This is a genomic window from Arcobacter suis CECT 7833 (assembly GCF_003544815.1).
Classification (GTDB): domain Bacteria; phylum Campylobacterota; class Campylobacteria; order Campylobacterales; family Arcobacteraceae; genus Aliarcobacter; species Aliarcobacter suis.
Window position 1 is genome coordinate 325,863 of the sequence record NZ_CP032100.1, and the last position, 17,978, is coordinate 343,840.

The 17,978-nt window shown below is 26.5% G+C and carries 20 protein-coding genes; 9 read left to right on the forward strand and 11 right to left on the reverse strand.

The features are described 5' to 3' along the window. The first annotated feature begins 9 nt into the window (after window positions 1–9). The 4 genes from rpsF (at window position 10) to ASUIS_RS01575 (ending at window position 1,442) form a co-directional block, all read left to right on the forward strand. Window positions 10–366, forward strand: a complete 357-nt coding sequence (gene rpsF, locus ASUIS_RS01560; RefSeq protein WP_118885394.1) for a 30S ribosomal protein S6 — start codon at window positions 10–12, stop codon at window positions 364–366. A 19-nt stretch (window positions 367–385) separates the two neighbouring features. Further along, window positions 386–892, forward strand: coding sequence for a single-stranded DNA-binding protein (locus ASUIS_RS01565; protein WP_118885395.1), 507 nt, complete (start codon window positions 386–388; stop codon window positions 890–892). A 13-nt stretch (window positions 893–905) separates the two neighbouring features. Next, on the forward strand, window positions 906–1,172 hold the full coding sequence (gene rpsR / locus ASUIS_RS01570) for a 30S ribosomal protein S18 (RefSeq protein WP_118885396.1): 267 nt from the start codon (window positions 906–908) through the stop codon (window positions 1,170–1,172). A gap of 72 nt (window positions 1,173–1,244) precedes the next feature. After that, window positions 1,245–1,442: a hypothetical protein gene (locus ASUIS_RS01575; RefSeq protein WP_118885397.1), complete on the forward strand. Its 198-nt coding sequence runs from the start codon at window positions 1,245–1,247 to the stop codon at window positions 1,440–1,442. On the opposite strand, the gene cysS is transcribed toward ASUIS_RS01575, so the two are convergent. Both cysS and nusA read right to left on the reverse strand, forming a co-directional pair. Next, a complete protein-coding gene (gene cysS, locus ASUIS_RS01580) occupies window positions 1,437–2,852 on the reverse strand; it encodes a cysteine--tRNA ligase (protein ID WP_118885398.1) in 1,416 nt (471 codons plus the stop codon). The two genes, ASUIS_RS01575 and cysS, sit on opposite strands and share 6 nt — an antisense overlap. Window position 2,853: 1 nt before the next feature. Beyond that, window positions 2,854–4,029, reverse strand: a complete 1,176-nt coding sequence (nusA, locus tag ASUIS_RS01585; RefSeq protein WP_118885399.1) for a transcription termination factor NusA — start codon at window positions 4,027–4,029, stop codon at window positions 2,854–2,856. Between the two features lie 150 nt (window positions 4,030–4,179). Here nusA and ASUIS_RS01590 point away from each other — a divergent pair, with 150 nt between their 5' ends. Genes ASUIS_RS01590 through ASUIS_RS01605 form a run of 4 tightly spaced genes read left to right on the forward strand, consistent with a single transcriptional unit; the run spans window position 4,180 to window position 8,020 of the window. Further along, window positions 4,180–4,422, forward strand: a complete 243-nt coding sequence (locus tag ASUIS_RS01590) for an HP0268 family nuclease (protein WP_118885400.1) — start codon at window positions 4,180–4,182, stop codon at window positions 4,420–4,422. Between the two features lie 26 nt (window positions 4,423–4,448). Next, on the forward strand, window positions 4,449–5,759 hold the full coding sequence (gene miaB / locus ASUIS_RS01595; protein WP_118885401.1) for a tRNA (N6-isopentenyl adenosine(37)-C2)-methylthiotransferase MiaB: 1,311 nt from the start codon (window positions 4,449–4,451) through the stop codon (window positions 5,757–5,759). Then, window positions 5,759–6,373, forward strand: coding sequence for a lysophospholipid acyltransferase family protein (locus tag ASUIS_RS01600; RefSeq protein WP_118885402.1), 615 nt, complete (start codon window positions 5,759–5,761; stop codon window positions 6,371–6,373). Before miaB ends, ASUIS_RS01600 begins: the two co-directional genes overlap by 1 nt. Before the next feature lie 21 nt (window positions 6,374–6,394). Next, window positions 6,395–8,020 (forward strand): hypothetical protein, encoded by a 1,626-nt coding sequence (locus ASUIS_RS01605; protein ID WP_118885403.1) that lies wholly within the window; start codon window positions 6,395–6,397, stop codon window positions 8,018–8,020. Window positions 8,021–8,032: 12 nt separating this feature from the next. Here the strand turns inward: ASUIS_RS01605 and mqnE are convergent, their stop codons facing one another. From mqnE to ASUIS_RS01645, 8 genes are all read right to left on the reverse strand, one after another. Continuing rightward, window positions 8,033–9,094: an aminofutalosine synthase MqnE gene (gene mqnE / locus ASUIS_RS01610; protein ID WP_118885404.1), complete on the reverse strand. Its 1,062-nt coding sequence runs from the start codon at window positions 9,092–9,094 to the stop codon at window positions 8,033–8,035. A gap of 7 nt (window positions 9,095–9,101) precedes the next feature. After that, complete coding sequence (locus ASUIS_RS01615) at window positions 9,102–9,422, reverse strand: hypothetical protein (RefSeq protein ID WP_118885405.1); 321 nt, start codon at window positions 9,420–9,422, stop codon at window positions 9,102–9,104. Window position 9,423: 1 nt separating this feature from the next. Beyond that, window positions 9,424–10,065 carry a carbonic anhydrase gene (locus ASUIS_RS01620; protein ID WP_118885406.1) on the reverse strand — a complete coding sequence of 214 codons (642 nt, stop codon included), beginning with the start codon at window positions 10,063–10,065 and terminating at the stop codon, window positions 9,424–9,426. Then, the gene (locus ASUIS_RS01625) at window positions 10,052–11,155 is read right to left on the reverse strand and encodes an aminotransferase class I/II-fold pyridoxal phosphate-dependent enzyme (protein WP_192894414.1); all 1,104 of its coding nucleotides are present in this window, start codon (window positions 11,153–11,155) and stop codon (window positions 10,052–10,054) included. The genes ASUIS_RS01620 and ASUIS_RS01625 overlap by 14 nt, the downstream gene beginning before the upstream one ends. A gap of 186 nt (window positions 11,156–11,341) precedes the next feature. Continuing rightward, a complete protein-coding gene (locus ASUIS_RS01630) occupies window positions 11,342–11,674 on the reverse strand; it encodes a YraN family protein (RefSeq protein ID WP_118885408.1) in 333 nt (110 codons plus the stop codon). 6 nt (window positions 11,675–11,680) lie between these two features. Next, complete coding sequence (thiS, locus tag ASUIS_RS01635) at window positions 11,681–11,881, reverse strand: sulfur carrier protein ThiS (protein WP_118885409.1); 201 nt, start codon at window positions 11,879–11,881, stop codon at window positions 11,681–11,683. 51 nt (window positions 11,882–11,932) lie between these two features. Next, entirely contained in the window at window positions 11,933–12,940 is a 1,008-nt protein-coding gene (locus tag ASUIS_RS01640) for an SAM-dependent methyltransferase (RefSeq protein ID WP_118885410.1), read from the reverse strand. A gap of 10 nt (window positions 12,941–12,950) precedes the next feature. Then, the gene (locus ASUIS_RS01645) at window positions 12,951–13,676 is read right to left on the reverse strand and encodes an OmpA family protein (RefSeq protein ID WP_118885411.1); all 726 of its coding nucleotides are present in this window, start codon (window positions 13,674–13,676) and stop codon (window positions 12,951–12,953) included. Between the two features lie 135 nt (window positions 13,677–13,811). On the opposite strand from ASUIS_RS01645, the gene pyk reads away from it, so the two are divergent. Continuing rightward, a complete protein-coding gene (gene pyk, locus ASUIS_RS01650; protein WP_118885412.1) occupies window positions 13,812–15,275 on the forward strand; it encodes a pyruvate kinase in 1,464 nt (487 codons plus the stop codon). Between the two features lie 52 nt (window positions 15,276–15,327). Here the strand turns inward: pyk and ASUIS_RS01655 are convergent, their stop codons facing one another. Continuing rightward, complete coding sequence (locus ASUIS_RS01655; RefSeq protein ID WP_118885413.1) at window positions 15,328–17,865, reverse strand: sensor histidine kinase; 2,538 nt, start codon at window positions 17,863–17,865, stop codon at window positions 15,328–15,330. Window positions 17,866–17,978: the final 113 nt, after the last annotated feature.

The following is a 17,978-nucleotide window of genomic DNA, read 5'->3' on the forward strand; positions in this document are numbered from 1 at the left end:
GGAGAATTAATGTCAAAAATCAAACATTATGAAACAATGTTTATCTTAAAACCTACATTAACTGATGAAGAAACTGTAGCGCAAATTGATACTATTAGAGGTATCATTGAAAAAAATGGCGGAGTAATCGTATCTGCTGACAATGTTGGTCAAAGAGAATTAGCTTATGAAATCGAAAAATGTAAAAGAGGTTACTATTATGTAATCTATTTCCAAGGTAACCCAGCTGGAATTGCAGAAATCGAAAGAAATTACAGAATTAACGAAAACTTAATTAGATTTATCTTCATTAAATATGATAGCAAAAAAGAAGTTGCATCATGGACTAAAATGAGTGATGAGGCAGCTAAAAAAGCTAATAAATAATAATATTTAGGAATCTTACATGTATAACAAAGTAATAATGGTAGGAAATTTAACAAGAGATATTGAATTAAGATATTTACCATCAGGTTCTGCAATTGCAAAATCTGCTGTTGCAACATCTTATAAATACAAATCTTCAACTGGTGAACAAAAAGATGAAGTTTGTTTTTTAGATTTTAATATTTTTGGAAGATCTGCTGAAGTTGCTAATCAATACTTGAAAAAAGGTTCTAAAGTTTTATTAGAGGGAAGACTTGTATTTGAACAATGGACAGCCCAAGATGGATCTACAAGAAGTAGACACTCTTTACGAGTTGATACTATGAAAATGTTAGATGCTAAGGGTGATTCAATGAATGTTGGGGATAACCAAGGTTATAATCCGCAAGGATCTTATAATCAACCAACAGGTCAATATGATGAACCATCTTCTCCAGCAAGCTATGGTGGTATGAATCAAGCAAAACCAAGAGTTGAGCAAAGAATACCTGAAATTGATATAGACGAAGACGAAATACCGTTTTAGAAAAGGACATCAAATGGCAGAAAGAAGAAAGTACGGAAAAAAATATTGTAAATATACTGAAATGAAAGTTGATTTCATCGATTATAAAAATACAGAATTATTAAAATTATCTATGAGTGAAAGAGGTAAAATTATGCCTAGAAGACTTACTGGTAACTCTAAAAATTCACAAGAAATGGTAGAAAAAGCAATCAAAAGAGCTAGACATATGGCATTAGTTCCTTACATTGTTGATACTAAAAATATCACTGATTCTGCATACGCAAGATCATTTTACTAAGATTAATTTTAGTAAATAAAAGGGGAGAAGGTAAACTTCTCCCCTTTTTTTATTTTTAATAAAAAGAAGTTTATGAAAAATAAATTAAAAATAGCATTACGATTACGCTTTGAATATTATAATTCTTATGAAGGTAAAGAAAATATATGGCATGAAAAATATAAAGAACATAATCTTTATAGTGTTGTAGTTAAAAGTTTTGAATATGATTTTAAAAAAATAGCTGAAATGATGCCAAAACTTTTAGAACAGAGCGAGAAAAATTTATAATTTTTCCCAAACCGTTCCATTTACTGTATCCATTAATGAAATCCCAAGTGTAGCTAATTCATTTCTTACTGCGTCAGCAATTTCGAAATTCTTTTCTTTTTTGGCTTCATTTCTTTTTGCAATCAACTCTTCAATTTTTTGTTTTGTATTTTCATCAATTCCAAATTGAGAATATTCAAAATGTGTTTGAAATCCAATTCCTAAAATTTGATTAATAAATTCCAAACTTGATAATATATTTTTTTTCCATACATTTTGATTTACATCTTTTTGTGATTCAAGAAGATTATAGCAATCTGTGATATATTGATCAATTAATGCAAAAGCTTTTGAAGTATTTAAATCATCGTTTAATGCATCTAATATCTGAATTTTAAGTTGTTGGTCAGGTTTTTTATCTGGTATATAATTTGGAATATAAGCTTTTCTCTTAAGTCTATAAATCTTATCTAACCTTTTTTTAGAAGCGATTAAATCTTCTTCATTGAAATTAAAATTTGCTCTATAGTGGGCAGACATTAAATAAAATCTAATTACTTCCCCTGAATATGATTTTAAAACATCTTTTAGGAAAAAAGAGTTTCCTAAAGATTTACTCATTTTTTCCCCATCAATATTTACAAAACCATTATGCATCCAATATTTTGCTAAGTTTTGTCCACTTGAACATCTAGTTTGTGCAGCTTCATTTTCATGGTGAGGAAAAAGTAAGTCTGCACCTCCTCCATGAATATCTATTTGAAACTCTGAATCTTTATAAGCTAAATGTTTTTCAATCATAGCAGAACATTCAATATGCCAGCCAGGTCGTCCAAGACCAAATGAAGCTTCAAAACTTACATCATTTGTTTTAGCAAACTTCCAAAGTGCAAAATCAGATGGATTTCTTTTTTCAATATTTGTTTCGACTCTTGCAATTGAATTTTCATCGCTTGCTTTATGTGATAATGAACCATATAACGTGTCTTTTGATGTATCAAAATATACACTATCACCTGTTTTATATGCAATATCTTTTGAGATAAGATTTGAAATCATATCTTTCATACTTTCAAGATTTTCAGTTGCCTTTGGTTCGATTGTATTTGGAAGAATATTTAAAGCTTTCATATCAGCTTTATAAGTATTTATGTATGTTGTTGTAATCTCTTCAAGAGGTTTATTTGACTCATGCATTTTTTTGATAATTTTATCATCAATATCTGTGAAGTTTTTTGTCATAATAACTTCATAATCATTAGCTTTTAAAACTCTATGAAGTAAGTCAAAAGCTATTGCACTTCTAGCATGACCTAAGTGAGAATCATCATAAACAGTTGGCCCACAAACATAAATCTTAGCTACATTAGGAATAATAGAGTTAAACTCTACTTTTTCCTTTTTTACTGAGTCGTAAATATGTAGTAACATGTTATTTAAATAGCGCTTCTAAAGTTGCTGTATCTGTTGTTTTATCTTCAACAACAGCTTTTTCATTATTTGATGATGGACTATTAATAGAAGCTATTTCAATTAATTCAATATCATATTTTGTAAGCATAGATGCAAGTCTAATATTTAAACCAGCTTTTCCAATAGCTTTTGATTTTTGATCACTTGGAATTGTAACAACTGCTTTTCCTTTTTCTCCATAACTTGGAGCTTTTTCTATTTTAACACTACTCACAAGTGCAGGAGATAAAGCTCTTGAAATAAACATTTCTGGAATTGTAGAAAATTCAACACAATCAATATTTTCTCCACTTAATTGTTTTGAAACAGAACCAATTCTTACACCTTTTACTCCAACAACAGAACCAATTGGATCAATTTGTGGATCAATACTTGAAAGTGCAATTTTAGACCTAGTACCTGGAATTCTAGCACTTGCTTCAATAGTTACTTTTTTATCTTTTAGTTCAGGAACTTCAAGGATTAAAAGATTTTCTAAAAATTTTGGAGAAGTTCTTGATATATCAATTAGTAAACCATTTGCTTTATCAATATTTACACCTTTTACAACAGCTTTTACAACATCACCAACTTTAAAAGTTTCACCTTTAATTCTGCTTTTTCTTTGTAATATACCTTTTACTTCACCAATTTCAATATAAGTATTATCTGATTTATCTATTCTTGTCACTGTTCCTGAAACAGTTTTTCCTATTTTTTCTTTGTATTTGCTAACAATATTTTCTTCAATAAATCTTTGAAGCCTATATTCAAAATTACTATGTAAGATTGTGGCTGCATTTCTTCCCATATTTTCAAATTCTAAATCATAGTTCATAAAGTCACCGATTTCTAAATCAGGATCAATTTCTTTTGCTTCTTCAAGTGTTATAAAATTTTCGTAATTAATTGCATCACCATATTTATTAACCGCATTTGCATGTAATCTTTCATCATCTTCAGAAACAACTTCAATCTTTTGAAATAGTTCAAGTTTTTTATTTGCTCTATCAATATTCGCATCAAAAGTTAATGTTTCATCTACCATTTTTTGGGCTGTTTTAATTAACGCCTCTTTTAGTGCATTTTCAACATCATCAATTTTGAGACCTTTTTCATATGCAATTGAATCTAAAATATCTATTATTTTATCCATTAATAACCTTTTATTTGTTGACATTGAAATGATTGTTTTGATTTCCAATGTAGTATAGATTATTAGTATAGCTAAAAAAGCCTTTTATAGAAATTAAAGTAATTTTGGGATAGAATATATCATTAATTAAAAAAGAAAAAGGCTTAATAAATGGAATTATTATTTGCAAGAAATGAGTTAAATGAAAAACCAAAAAAAGTGCAATTAGATAAAATAAAAGAAGATTTGAAAAAAGATGGTCAAAAGATTTTCTATTTTGATAGAGATAATTCTCACAAAGATATGATGGCATTAGTTGATGCTTTAGAAGCAGATGGATGTAATGTTTATTTTAGAGAAGTTAAATATGGTTTAGCTGATGATGAGTATATGTATGAGGTTCATGCACTTTAATATTTAGGTATTTAAGTAAAAAAATTATGAGTTCAAACAAAAAATTATTTATACAAACAATAGGTTGTCAGATGAATGATACTGACAGCCAACATATACAAGCAGAACTTGAAAAACATAAAGGTTATGTAGCAACTGACAAAATGGAAGATGCTGATTTAATTATTATTAATACATGTTCTGTTAGAGAAAAACCTGTCTCAAAACTTTTTTCAGAAATTGGACAATTTAATAAAAAGAAAAAAGCTGGCGCAAAAATAGGTGTTTGTGGTTGTACTGCTTCTCACTTAGGTCATGACATTATTAAAAGAGCACCTTATGTGGATTTTGTTGTGGGTGCTAGAAATATTTCTAAAATCAAAGATGTAGTTGATATTAAAGGTTCAGTTGAAATTTCAATTGATAATGATGAATCAACTTACGAATTTGCAACTGCAAAAACAAATCAATATAGAGCAAGTGTTAATATCTCAGTTGGTTGTGATAAAAAATGTACCTATTGTATAGTTCCAAGTACTCGTGGTGAAGAGATTTCAATTCCACCTGAAATGATTATTGAACAAGTAAAAAAATCTGTTGATTTAGGTGCTGTTGAAGTTATGCTTTTAGGTCAAAATGTTAATTCTTACGGGAAAAACTTTTCTGATGGAAGAGGTAAATATTCATTTACAAATCTTTTACAAGATGTTTCAAAAGTAGAGGGTTTAGAACGAATCAGATTTACATCTCCACATCCTTTACATATGGATGATGATTTTATTGAAGAGTTTGCTAAAAATGACAAAATCTCAAAATGTATTCATATGCCTTTACAAAGTGGTTCTACAGAAATTTTAAGAGCCATGAAAAGAGGATATACAAAAGAATGGTTTTTAAATAGAGCGGCAAAATTAAGAGCATTAGTTCCAAATCTTAGAATTACAACAGATATTATTGTTGCATTTCCAGGAGAGACACAAAAAGATTTTGAAGATACTTTAGATGTTGTGAATCAAGTTAAATTTGATCAAATTTTCAATTTTAAATACTCTGCAAGACCTGGAACTGAAGCTTTAAATTTAAAAGATTTAGAAATTCCTGATGAAATTGGAAGTGCTAGATTAATTGAATTAATTGAACTTCATAAAAGACATCTTGAAGATACAATGCCTACTTATGTTGGAGAAACTTTAAATGTATTAGTTGAAAGTTTAAAACCAAATGGTGAAGTTTGTGGATTTACTGATAACTCTTTACAAGTATTTACAAAAGGAAGTGATGAACTTTTAGGTAAATTTGTAGATGTAAAAATTACTGAAGCTTCACGAACATCTTTAAAAGGTGAAGTTGTTCTTTAATGAAAAACTACTTTAAATTTAGTGTACTACCTTATATATTATATTTATTAATTAAATTGATATATTTAACAAATAGAAAAACTTTTCATCACCCAAAATTAAATGAAAATGAAGCTTTTATTTTTGTTGCATGGCATGGAGATTTAGTTTCTCAACCGATTAATTATTTTAATAAAAGACCAAATGGTAAAGTAAAAACGATGATTAGTCAAAGTAAAGATGGGGAAATTATTGCAAAAGTATATTCTTTATTTGGTATAGGTGCAATTAGAGGATCTTCTTCTAAAGGTGCAGCTAAAGCATTAATTAGTACAATAAGAGAAATTAAATCAGGTTACGATGTTGCAATATCACCTGATGGTCCAAGAGGCCCTAGATTTAGCGTTGCATCAGGTGTTGTGGCTATCGCTCAAAAAAGTGGTGCAAGAATTGTAGTTTTAAGTTCTAAACCAGAAAAATATTGGCAATTTAATTCTTGGGATAAATTTATATTACCAAAACCATTTGGGAAAGTAAATTTTTATATGTCAGAACCTTACGATATTGTTAATCTAGAGTTTGAAGAAGCGAGAGATTTTATTAAAAATAAGATGTTGTTAAATGTTATACTTTAAAAGAAGTTAGATAGGAAATATATGTTTACTAAAGAGTCTTTGTATATTAATGCTGTGAAATATGATACCCAACTAAAACTTGATTATAAAAAATTAAATAATGAAGAGATTATTGATACTGATAATTCTGTTTTTTTAGTTGATAATGACTTATTACCTTTGGATATAGCTCAAAAATTAAATTCTTCACAAGAAGAAATTGATAATACTTATATTTCTACATTATTGATAAATGACACAACAAAACTTGTTCCTAAAGCAATATCAGCAAAATTAAAAGATTGTGAAATAGCAAAATTTAATAATGAGTTTGATATTGCTGTACTTAAAACAACTCTCTTTGAAACAAAAAATTATTTTGTAAAAACAGGAATAGACTATGTTTATTCAGCTTTTCATTTAATAAATCTTCACATAGATAAAAATATATCAAGAAGTGAATTTATAGTATTTTTATTTAATAGCAAAGCTTTTATTGTTATTTTAGATGCTGCAGGAATTATTGTTCATAATACAATTTTAGATTTGGCTTGTTTTGATACTATTAAAAAAACTCATTTTTATGATGATGATATTGATGGGCAAAAACTTTTTGATGAAATTTATTATTTAGAATTAAATGAGATTATTCATAATACCTTAAATGCATTTTATGAGAAAAAGAATAATGTTTTTGTAGAAAAAGTGACTATTCTTTATGTTTTAAAACAGTTATCTCAAGAACAAATTGAACAATTAGGTGAAGATTTATTATTAAAAGTAGAATACCATCCAATAAATATTGATGAAGAAATCTTTGAGTTATCAAGGGATAAACATTTAAAGAAAAGTTTCATAAAACCTAGAAAAAAGAAAAAGAAAAGAAATTATACAAATTTATATATATTCTTATTTATTGTTTTAGTTGGATTTTTAGCTTATCAAGCATATTTAAAAGTTGATTTTAATGAATTATTTAAAAAAGAAACAGTTTCTGAAAAAACAATAGATATACAAAAAATTGAAGATATTCTTGAATTGCCAGATCATTTAGCTTTAAATGATCAAATAGAACAAAGAATAAAATCAATATTTGAAACAATTCCAAATGAAGTATATTTAAAAGAATTAAAAATAGAAAAAAATATTTTAGAATTAAAGGGTAACTTTTTAAATGAAGGAATTTTTGCAAGTGCTTTAAAACCTAATTTAAATAAATTATATAAAGAAGTTGTTTATTCTACATCATCAAGTGATAAAAAAGTTAATATTGATGGTGTAATTCTTGCAAGAAATGATATTGAACTAAATAAAACTTATAAAACATATGATAAACAATATCTAACAGATGAATTTATGGCTTTAGATAGAGTAACTGAACAATTAAAAATTTTAATGCCAATTGATTCAATAATAAAGTTTAATACAACAGCTAGTAATAGTACTATCACAAGATTTGTTTATTCAGTAAATATTTTAGTAAAAGACCCTAGAGAATTTTTTGATATGATTGAAGTGTTAAATAATGAATTATATTCAATTCATATTGCTTATCCAATTAGTATGTTAAAAACAGAAGCTGGAATAGAAATAGAATTTGTTTTAGTATTTAATCAACAAAATGAATCAAAAGAAGAAATTAAAGAAGAAAAAGAAGAAACAAAATAAAAACTTGGAAATTTACCAAGTTTTTATTTCATTATAAATTGAATCTCTCTCAACGGGTATAAATCCAGAATTTCTAATCAAATCAACAAATTCCATTTGAGCTATTCCATTTGCACTAGAAGCTCCCGCTGCACTTTGAATTGCTTCTTTTTCAATTGTTCCATCCACATCATTTGCCCCAAATTCTTGAGCAATTAATGCAAGTTTTACAGTTGAAGTTGCCCAATAAGCTTTTATATTTGGAATATTATCAAGTAAAATTCTAGCTATTGCATAAGTTTTTAATATTTCTTGACCTGTTAAAGGTTCTTTAACTTTTAAGTAATTATTTTCAGTTTGATAAACAAGTGGAATAAAGGCATTAAACCCACCTGTAATGTCTTGTAAGTCCCTTAATCTTAATATATGGTCAATTCTATGGTTTCTATCTTCAACATGTCCAAAAAGCATTGTAGCATTACTTTTTCTGCCTTTTAGATGCCAAAGTTTGTGAATCTCTAACCATTGATCAGAAGTAACTTTTCCACCACAGATTCTTTTTCTCACTGTTTCATCAAAAATTTCAGCACCACCACCTGGCATTGAATCAATTCCATGTGCTATCATCATATTAATAATCTCTTCGTATGAAAGCTTATATTCAGTACTTAAAAAATGAATTTCAGCAGCTGTTAGAGCTTTTACATGAATATTGGGAAAATTATCTTTGATTTTTTTAAAAACATCCATATACCATTGTAATCCAGTATGTGGATTATGAGCTGAAACAATATGAACCTCTTTGATATTGTTTTTTGAAGAATTTTTTACAATTTCAAGAATTTCTTCATGGCTCATTGTATATTGTTCAGGATTTTTTCTGCTTGCACTATATGCACAAAATTGGCAAACATCTTTACAAATATTTGTTGGATTTATATGTCTATTTATATTAAAATAGGTTTTTTTACCATGTTTATTTGTTCTGATTTTATTTGCAAAAGAAGCAAGAGTGAATAAATCTAAATCGTATAATTTTATTGCATCTTCATAATTTAATCGTTCATTTTTTTCTAATTTTTCTATAATACTCATAATTTTCCTATTTACAATTAAAGTCTTTTGTATATTGCTGATTTCTGTCTTGATGAATGAAACCTATACAACTTTGATTTAAATCATTATCATAAAAGATAATTTTATAAACACTACTTTTATATCTAGTTTCACTATCTTCTACTTCTAATTTATTTATAACTTTTAATTGTTTTATATTTGTATGTCCAATAGTTGCAAGGACTTCTGTTAGTTTTTTTTCTTTTAAATCTTTTATTACATAAAAAATTGCAAAAGCAATAACAATAATAACACTAATAATAACAACAGTCTTTTTAGGAAGTTTTCTTACTTGATGCGTATTCATTTTAATTCTCCTTTAGTGGTTTAAATGAACATTCTTCTCCATCATAATACTCAATAGTTCCATCTTCTATTCTATAATACCAACCATGTATTTGAAGTTCACCAGCTTTTACTTTTCTTTCAACTTCTGGAAATGTTAATAAATTTTCCATTTGATGAACAATAGAAATTCTTTCAGTTGCTCTATATAATTTTTCTTTATCAGTTTTATCTTGAATTGCAAGAAGTGTATACTCTTTTGCTCTTTTTCCTAGTTCTAACCATTTTCTTACATGGATTAAATCAGGTGAATTATCCAAGTTTTGGTATAAACTTTTACATGCTCCACAATGAGAATGTCCACAAATAATGATATGTTTAACACCTAAAACAGAAACAGCATATTCAATAGCAGCTGAACTTCCATGGTAATCATCATCTGGATTATATGGTGGAACAAAATTCCCAACATTTCTTAAAATAAACATATCACCAGGTTTTGTATCAAGCATTAAGTCAGGAGTAACTCTACTATCACTACATCCAACAAAAAGAATTTCAGGCTTTTGACCTTTTTCAACTAACTCTTTTAAATCACCTTCATATTTAGGAAAACTAGCTTCTCTAAATTTTTTATTACCTTTAATTAAATCATTTATTAACATTTGAATCCTTTAATAAGTTACATACTTTTGTTAAGTCATCTTTATTTATATCAATTTTTGCAATTAACCGAATAATTGCTTCTTTTACAGTTGGTTGCCTGATTGCACCAACCAAAAAACCATTTTTCTTCAAATTTTCTTGTATCATTTTTACTTTTTTATTATCACCTATTAATATAGGAATAATTAAGCTTTGGGAATTTAAACCCAAGATATTTTTAATTATAGTTAAATTGTTTTTTATTTGTTCTTTTAAAATTTTTTTATTTTTTATAATAAAATCCAAAGATTCATTTGCAAGTGCTGTATCAAATAAAGAAGGAGCAGTTGAGTAGATAATAGGTTTTGCTCTATTTGTTAAAAAATCAATGATTTGTTTTGAAGCTAAAATATAAGCTCCATAAGATCCATAAGCTTTTCCTAAAGTTCCCATTTTAACATGATATTTGTTTGGTTTTATTTTGTAATAATCAAAAATACCCAAAAGATTATTTCCAATAACTCCAAAACTATGGGCTTCATCAACTATTAAAATTGCTTTTTTCTTATTAGCAATTTCAAATATTTCTAAAGGAGCTAAATCTCCACCCATTGAATAAACACCTTCAATAGCTATAATATTTCTTCCAGTTCTTTGGTTTGTTGAAATCTTTTTTTCTAAATCTTTAAAATCATTATGATTAAAAACAACTACTTGTTCAGATTTTAAAAGTTTTGTTGCAAGAATTCCGCTTGCATGGTACTCTTCATCTATAAATAAAGTGTCATTTTTTCTCACAAGTGCTTCAATCATAGAGATATTTGCTAAAAATCCTGACCCTACAATAACTCCAGCTTCAAAACCATTTACTTCACACAATCTATCTTCAAATTTTTTGTGAATTTTACTATATCCATTTACTAACATTGAAGCTTTTGGTGAGTGATAGTTTTCTTTTAGAACATTTTCATAGGCATTTTGGAAAAGAATTTTGTTTGTAGAAAGACCCAAATAATCATTTGAGGCTAGATCAACTAAATTATCATCAAATAGTTCTCTGGTTCTAAAACGATTCGACTTTTTAATTGATTCTAATTCTTTTGAGTACAAATATTTCTCCATGAGTATTTGTGTATGATAACTAAAAACTGCTAATAAAAAATTAAATTTTATAATTTCTCTCTCTTGCTAGATTATTGCTACTATGAGTTGTTATAATTCTTCATACTAATTTTTATATAAGTCAATAAAAGTAAGAGGTGTTTTTGCGACCTTCACCTCTTACTTTCATTTTTGTTAAATAGTAATATTCTCAATAAAATCTATAGTTTCTTCTGTAATTATAATTGCATCAATACAAAAAGCAACATCTAATTTTTTTGTTTGTAGATAATAATCCACACTTCTTTTTATTTTAGAGAGTTTCGAAGCTGTAAGATTGTTTATGGCAGTTTCATAATCAGGTGCAGATTTTACTTCACAAAAGTGATAAATCTCATTTTTTTTAGCGATAATGTCTATTTCGCCTAGTTTTTTTGCGTAGAAGTTTTGTTCAATTATTTGAAAATTCAAATCTTGCAAAAAAGATATTGCTCTTTTTTCTGCAAAATTTCCTTTTTCTCTACTCATAAAAAATCATCCACCACCAACAAATTGAAGAAGCTCGATTTTGTCATCATTTTTTGGAATAAAACTACTCCATTCATCTTTTTTTACGATATTCATATTAACAGCTGCTGCCATTACTTTATTTTCAATTTGTAAATCTGTAATAATATTTTGAAGTGAAGATGAGTCATTAAACTCTTTTGTTTCGCCATTTATTATAAGTGTCATTTTTATACCTTATTATATTTTTTATAAAGTTAGATTATACAAATAGTTTACTTATTTTCTTACATTCAAAGTTTTGAATCTATCGCCCATTCCTGTTGGTTCAAGTAGAATTTTTACTTTTTGAGTTTCTTTCAAATATGTTTTTTCATCAACATTTGCTTTTAAAATTTCAAGTAAATCTAAAATGCCGAACTCTACTAAAGATTTTAATTGAGTATTAAATTTTATATCCAAAATATCATTATTTAAAAAACAATCTTTTAAATAATTAAAATGAACATCATAGGTAATATCAGAGTTTTTAAAGAGATCTTCTAAAGGTAAATTTTCTTCAAAAATAGGGTAAACAGAGTGTTTTTCATAAACTCTTGCTGAAAAATCATTTCTTGGAAATCTATCTCCATAATCAAAAGTTAAAAATTCAAAATGAGTTATATTTTCACAAATAATATTTACAAAATCTTTGTAAGAAAGGGCAACTTCACCTTTTGTAATAGAGTATTTTTTACAATGATTTATAATATTTTCATCAATACAATCAAAAAATTCTATTTTATGATTTGAAACAAAGCCTTCTTGTAAAGTTCCTTCTTTATTTGTATAAACTAAATTACAAGCAAAAGCATCAAATATTTCATTTGCTATTATGTATGCATTTTCTAGTTTTACATTATTTATATCATCATAATGTTGCAATTTTATAAAATCTCCAAAAGAGTTAAATAGATAGTTTTTTTGTTGTTCTTGCAGATTTTCAAATCGCTCAACTATGGCAAAATTTAATGTGTCAAGAAGTTTAGGTTTTAAAGTATAAATAAACTGAATAATATCAGCTAATAAATATCCATGGTGCGCGCCAATTTCTAAAATAGTTGTATTAGACGGCAAAAATCCCTCTTCAATTGAAGCTATAATTTTTTTAGCAATTGAACCACCAAAAAAAGATGAGGTTGAAACAGAAGTAAAAAAATCCCCATCTTTTCCTATTTGTTTGTAATTTGAGTAGTAGCCATCTTGACCATAAAGCCAATCACTAAAATAGTCGCTAAATTTTATCATAGATTATTTTTTATCTACAAACATCAATTACAGATTGTTGATTTGGATATAAATATACTTCAACTCTTCTATTTAATCCCATATTCGCATCACTTGTATTTGGTGCGATTGGTTTATCAAATGAACAACCTTTTGAGAAGATTTGATTTTGAACACCTGTATTATTTATAATATTCCCCACATTTGTAGCTCTTTTTTCTGAAAGTGTTAAATTATAAGCATGAGTTCCTCGGCTATCAGTATGACCTACAACTTGAACTAAAGTATTTGGATATTTTTGTAAAACAGTTGTGATTTTTGCTATTTTAGTTCCCGCAGCATAAGTTGGATTTTCTGAGTTTGTTTCAAACATCATATTATCTCGAAACATGATTTTTACATAGTTATCTGTATTTGAAACTATTAAATCTTGGTTTGGGTCAAGTGCTGCGGTTGGATTATTATTTACATTCGTATTTAAACTTTGCGCAACTTCTTTAGCTTGATTATCCATACTATAACCAACTGCCCCTCCAATTGCAGCACCAGCAACTGCTCCAATAACTTTGTTTCTACCTTTATTTCCACCACCAATATTATTTCCAAGAACAATACCTGCTATTGCTCCTATTGTTGTACCTATAATTGCATTTTGATTTTCATCATAAGTTTGATTTCCTGTTCTTTGAGCACAACCACTAATCATTGTAATAATTGCAAAAGATGAAATAAGTGTTTTAAAATTTAATGATTTCATATAAAACCTTTGTATAAATATAGTTTATTTTTGGTGATTTTACCATCTTATTTGTGAAATAATTGTTGTAAAGAAAAGTTACTTGATTTGTAATAATTGTATGTTATAATTAATATAACTCAAAAAGGAGAAACTATGGAAAAAAGAACAAAAATATTAGCAACTTTAGGCCCAGCAAGCCATAGCGTGGAGATGATTGAAGGACTTATAAAAGCCGGTGCAAATATGTTTAGATTAAACTTTTCACACGGAAGTCATGAGTATCATTTAGAGACATTAAATAATATTAGAACAGCCATGAAAAACTTAAATAAAACGGTTGGAATTTTACAAGATATTTCAGGACCAAAAGTAAGAATTGGTGATTTAAAAGAACCTTTTGAACTATATAGAGAAGATGTAATTACATTTTTAAAAGATGATATGGTTGGATATAAAAAAGCAGATAAAGAGTATGTTGTATCAATTAATTATCCAGATATTTTAGACAAAGTTAAAATTGATGAATATATATATTTATATGATGGAACTATTAGAGCAAAAGTTATTGCAATTGGAAAAGAAGTAAAAGCAAAAATCGAAAATCATGGAATCTTATCTTCAAGAAAAGGTGTAAATTTCCCAAATACTGTAATTGATATTGATGTAATTACAAAAAAAGATGAAATAGATATTGCTTGGGGAGTTGAAAACGAGGTTGATTATTTTGCTATTTCATTTGTACAAAATGCAAAAGATATGAGAAAAGCTAGAAATCTTTTAAATGGCTACAAAGGTAAATTAATAGCAAAAATTGAAAAATTTGATGCTGTTGCAAATATTGATGAAATTATAGAAGCTAGTGATGGAATTATGGTTGCTAGGGGAGATTTAGGAATTGAAGTTCCTTATTATGATGTTCCTACAATTCAAAAAATGCTAATTAAAAAAGCAAATTTAAAAGGTATTCCAGTAATTACAGCAACTCAAATGCTTTTATCAATGACTCAAAATGAAAGAGCTACTCGTGCTGAAATTTCAGACGTTGCAAATGCAGTTTTAGATGGAACTGATGTTGTAATGCTTTCTGAAGAGAGTGCTGTTGGAGAAGACCCAATAAATGTAGTTGATACAATGCACAATATTATTGCAAAAACAGAAGATATTTATAACTTTGATAAACAATACAAATTTCCTTATTTAGATGAGTTTGATGTTATTCAAGCAACGGTTACAAAACTTGCTGATGATTTAAAAGCAAATGGAATTTTAGCAATCACAAGTTCAGGGAAATCAGCTTTAAAAATGTCAAGATATAGACCAAGAACTCCAATTTTTACATTTACACATAAGAAAAAAGTATTAAATTCTTTAACAGCTATTTGGGGAGTTGAGCCAATAGGAACAATTAAAGAAGCACAAGCATCTAAAATGTTCCAAAAAATGCTTAAATCTTTAGATGAAATCGGTAAATTGAAAAAAGATGGACTTTATGTAGCAACAGTTGGTTATCCAGTTGGAATGCCAGGAAGTACAAATACTATTAAAATTTTAACTCCATCTGAAATTGAGTATTACTTAAATTTCAAAGATAAAGAGAAAGAAAAAAAATCTAAATAAAAGATAAAGAGAAATAAATGAAAAATTTATTTCTCTTCAATAAAATATCTTATTACAAATTAAATAAAACATCATGGTTTAGAGGTTTTTGATAAATTTTTAAAGCTTTATTTTCTAAGCTTTCACTAATGTGATTTTCATAAAAAAGAATTAGATTAGTTGTTGATAATTTTTCAATATCTTGTTTATCTTCATTTCTTAACTTCGATATATCAATAATAATTTTTGGATTTTTATCTTCTGTTTCAATTAAAAATAGTTGTTCAACTTTTGAAAGTTGTTTTACATGATATTTTTTATTTAATTCTATTATTAGGTTAAAAAAAGATATAGGGTCATTATTTAAAACATAAATAGACTCTTTTTCTATACTTTTAGTAGGTGAAATAAAGTTTGTATTTTCATCTAATACAATATTTTTATTATTATTTTCTTCAAATTCATCTTGAAAATTTTCTAGATTTTGGCTTGTAGCTAAGTTCATATTTTTTGGAATTATTACTTCAAAAGTTGAACCTTTATTTTGTTCACTTGTTACTTTTATTTCTCCATTTAAAAGAGTGATTATTTCTTTACAAATAGAAAGACCTAAACCTGTTCCACCATATTTTCTTGTAGTACTTCCATCTAATTGTTTGAATCTATCAAAAATATATTCTATTTTATCTTGTGGAATTCCTATTCCTTCATCTTGAATTATGATTTTTATATTGTTTTTATCATCTTTTACTATAAAATAAATTTTGCCTTTTTCTGTGAATTTAAGGGCATTACTTAGAAGATTTCTTATTATTTGTTTTATTTTATTTTGGTCATTATATATATAATCTAAATTATCATCTATTTTGAAAATTAATTCAATATTTTTTGCTTTTATTTGAGCTAAAAACATTTCATAAATTGAAGTCATAAAGTTCTTTAGATTAATTTTCGTATTATGTATATGATTTTGTTTGGCATCAAGTTTTGATAAATCAAGTACATCATTTATCAAATATAATAAATCTTTTCCACATTTATGAACTATTTCTAAATTTTTTATTTGTTTTTCATCAAGATTTCCCGATTTATTTTTTATCATTACATCACTAATTATATTGATTGAATTTAATGGAGTTTTGAGTTCATGGCTCATATTTGCTAAAAAATCATCTTTTGATTTATTGGCTTCTTCTGCAAAAATTTTAGCATCATAAAGTTTTTTTGTTCTTTCATTTAGTTCATTTATCATTGAAACAAAATTTACATTTAATTGGTATATTTCTGAAATATTGCTTTCTAAAAGAGTAACTTTTTTATTATCTTGAGAAATTTGTGAAGTTTGATTTGATAAATCAATTATAGGTTTAGTAATTGAATCTGAAAAAATAGTTATTCTTTTTAATAAAAGATAAAAGAAAATAACATAAAAAAATAGTAAAAAAATAATAGCAGCATAACCGATTTTATTTGATAAATTTTTTAGATGTTCAATGGATGCAAAAATATTTTCTTTGTCAATCAAAATCATTAATTTCCAATGGGTTTCATCAATATTTTGTTGTAAAGTCAAATACTCTTTATCTGCTATTTTTAATGTTGCATAAGGTGTTTTATTTTCAATCAAATCTTTAAAATGAGATGCAAATGGACTTTTATTTGTAAGAATATTAAACTCTTCTGGTTTGGAAATAGTTTTTAAAATAGAGTCCGTATAAAGATGCTCTTTTAACTCTTTTAATTCAAGTAAAGTTTCAATTTTTTCAGGCATGGCAATAATCATACCTTCTTTATCTACCATAAATAAATTTGCATTATAAGGTAATTTTCTATTTAAAATATTTTTTACTAAATTATTGATTGTAATATCAAGTCCAGTAACTCCTTCTAAAAAGTCTTTATTATAAATAGGAACAACACAAGATAACATCCAACCATTTCCCGCAGGATCTAAATAAGCACTTGTCCAAACAGGTTTTTTTTCTGGATTATGTTTTAAATCTGCTAAATAATAGAAATTATAATCTTCCATTTGTATGTGAGTTCCATATTGTTCATAAACCTTATCAATAAAAGGATAAAGTCTATTCATATTATCCCAAGTATTAAAATATGCTGCGATTATATTTGGATTTATATCAACAATACTTTTTAGGGACATATCCATAGCTTCTGTAAAAATAGCTTTATTTTTTTCTGTTTCAGTAATTTGTGTTTTTGCAGAATAATAAAGACTAGAACCAATTTTATTTGTTTTATAAAATACTCCATTTTGTGCAACATCAAATTGTGGTTTACCATTTGGTAATCCAAATTGTTTAGGATTTGCCATAATATTTTGATGGGTATATTGTAAAATTGATGCCATTCTTGAAACTTCAGCTAATTTATCACTTATAATAGTTGCTTCATTTTCAAGTATAGCTTGTGAGTGTGACTGTGCTTCTTGTAATAAAAGAGTAATATTTTTTGATGAAATATACGAGTTTATAGAAAAATATAAAATAATAAGAGCCACTTCAACTACAAGTATTGGAATAAGGGAAAATTTTACAAAATGTGTAGAGAGTATTTTCCCTAATTGTTTATTTTTTTTTAGAGTTTTTTCCATATTTTCCTATAAATAATAATATTTTTTTTATTATATAGTATTTTGTATAGATTGAATATGGAAATCAGTTTTTTATGAAAGCTTTTGTTTATGTATTTGAATTTGGAAAAGTT

What these genes read in the sequence shown, in the direction of transcription:
- rpsF (WP_118885394.1), top strand. Translation starts at nt 10, where the DNA reads ATGTCAAAAATCAAACATTATGAAACAATGTTTATCTTAAAACCTACA.
- ASUIS_RS01565 (WP_118885395.1), top strand. Translation starts at nt 386, where the DNA reads ATGTATAACAAAGTAATAATGGTAGGAAATTTAACAAGAGATATTGAA.
- rpsR (WP_118885396.1), top strand. Translation starts at nt 906, where the DNA reads ATGGCAGAAAGAAGAAAGTACGGAAAAAAATATTGTAAATATACTGAA.
- ASUIS_RS01575 (WP_118885397.1), top strand. Translation starts at nt 1,245, where the DNA reads ATGAAAAATAAATTAAAAATAGCATTACGATTACGCTTTGAATATTAT.
- cysS (WP_118885398.1), bottom strand. Translation starts at nt 2,852, where the DNA reads ATGTTACTACATATTTACGACTCAGTAAAAAAGGAAAAAGTAGAGTTT.
- nusA (WP_118885399.1), bottom strand. Translation starts at nt 4,029, where the DNA reads ATGGATAAAATAATAGATATTTTAGATTCAATTGCATATGAAAAAGGT.
- ASUIS_RS01590 (WP_118885400.1), top strand. Translation starts at nt 4,180, where the DNA reads ATGGAATTATTATTTGCAAGAAATGAGTTAAATGAAAAACCAAAAAAA.
- miaB (WP_118885401.1), top strand. Translation starts at nt 4,449, where the DNA reads ATGAGTTCAAACAAAAAATTATTTATACAAACAATAGGTTGTCAGATG.
- ASUIS_RS01600 (WP_118885402.1), top strand. Translation starts at nt 5,759, where the DNA reads ATGAAAAACTACTTTAAATTTAGTGTACTACCTTATATATTATATTTA.
- ASUIS_RS01605 (WP_118885403.1), top strand. Translation starts at nt 6,395, where the DNA reads ATGTTTACTAAAGAGTCTTTGTATATTAATGCTGTGAAATATGATACC.
- mqnE (WP_118885404.1), bottom strand. Translation starts at nt 9,094, where the DNA reads ATGAGTATTATAGAAAAATTAGAAAAAAATGAACGATTAAATTATGAA.
- ASUIS_RS01615 (WP_118885405.1), bottom strand. Translation starts at nt 9,422, where the DNA reads ATGAATACGCATCAAGTAAGAAAACTTCCTAAAAAGACTGTTGTTATT.
- ASUIS_RS01620 (WP_118885406.1), bottom strand. Translation starts at nt 10,065, where the DNA reads ATGTTAATAAATGATTTAATTAAAGGTAATAAAAAATTTAGAGAAGCT.
- ASUIS_RS01630 (WP_118885408.1), bottom strand. Translation starts at nt 11,674, where the DNA reads ATGAGTAGAGAAAAAGGAAATTTTGCAGAAAAAAGAGCAATATCTTTT.
- thiS (WP_118885409.1), bottom strand. Translation starts at nt 11,881, where the DNA reads ATGACACTTATAATAAATGGCGAAACAAAAGAGTTTAATGACTCATCT.
- ASUIS_RS01640 (WP_118885410.1), bottom strand. Translation starts at nt 12,940, where the DNA reads ATGATAAAATTTAGCGACTATTTTAGTGATTGGCTTTATGGTCAAGAT.
- ASUIS_RS01645 (WP_118885411.1), bottom strand. Translation starts at nt 13,676, where the DNA reads ATGAAATCATTAAATTTTAAAACACTTATTTCATCTTTTGCAATTATT.
- pyk (WP_118885412.1), top strand. Translation starts at nt 13,812, where the DNA reads ATGGAAAAAAGAACAAAAATATTAGCAACTTTAGGCCCAGCAAGCCAT.
- ASUIS_RS01655 (WP_118885413.1), bottom strand. Translation starts at nt 17,865, where the DNA reads ATGGAAAAAACTCTAAAAAAAAATAAACAATTAGGGAAAATACTCTCT.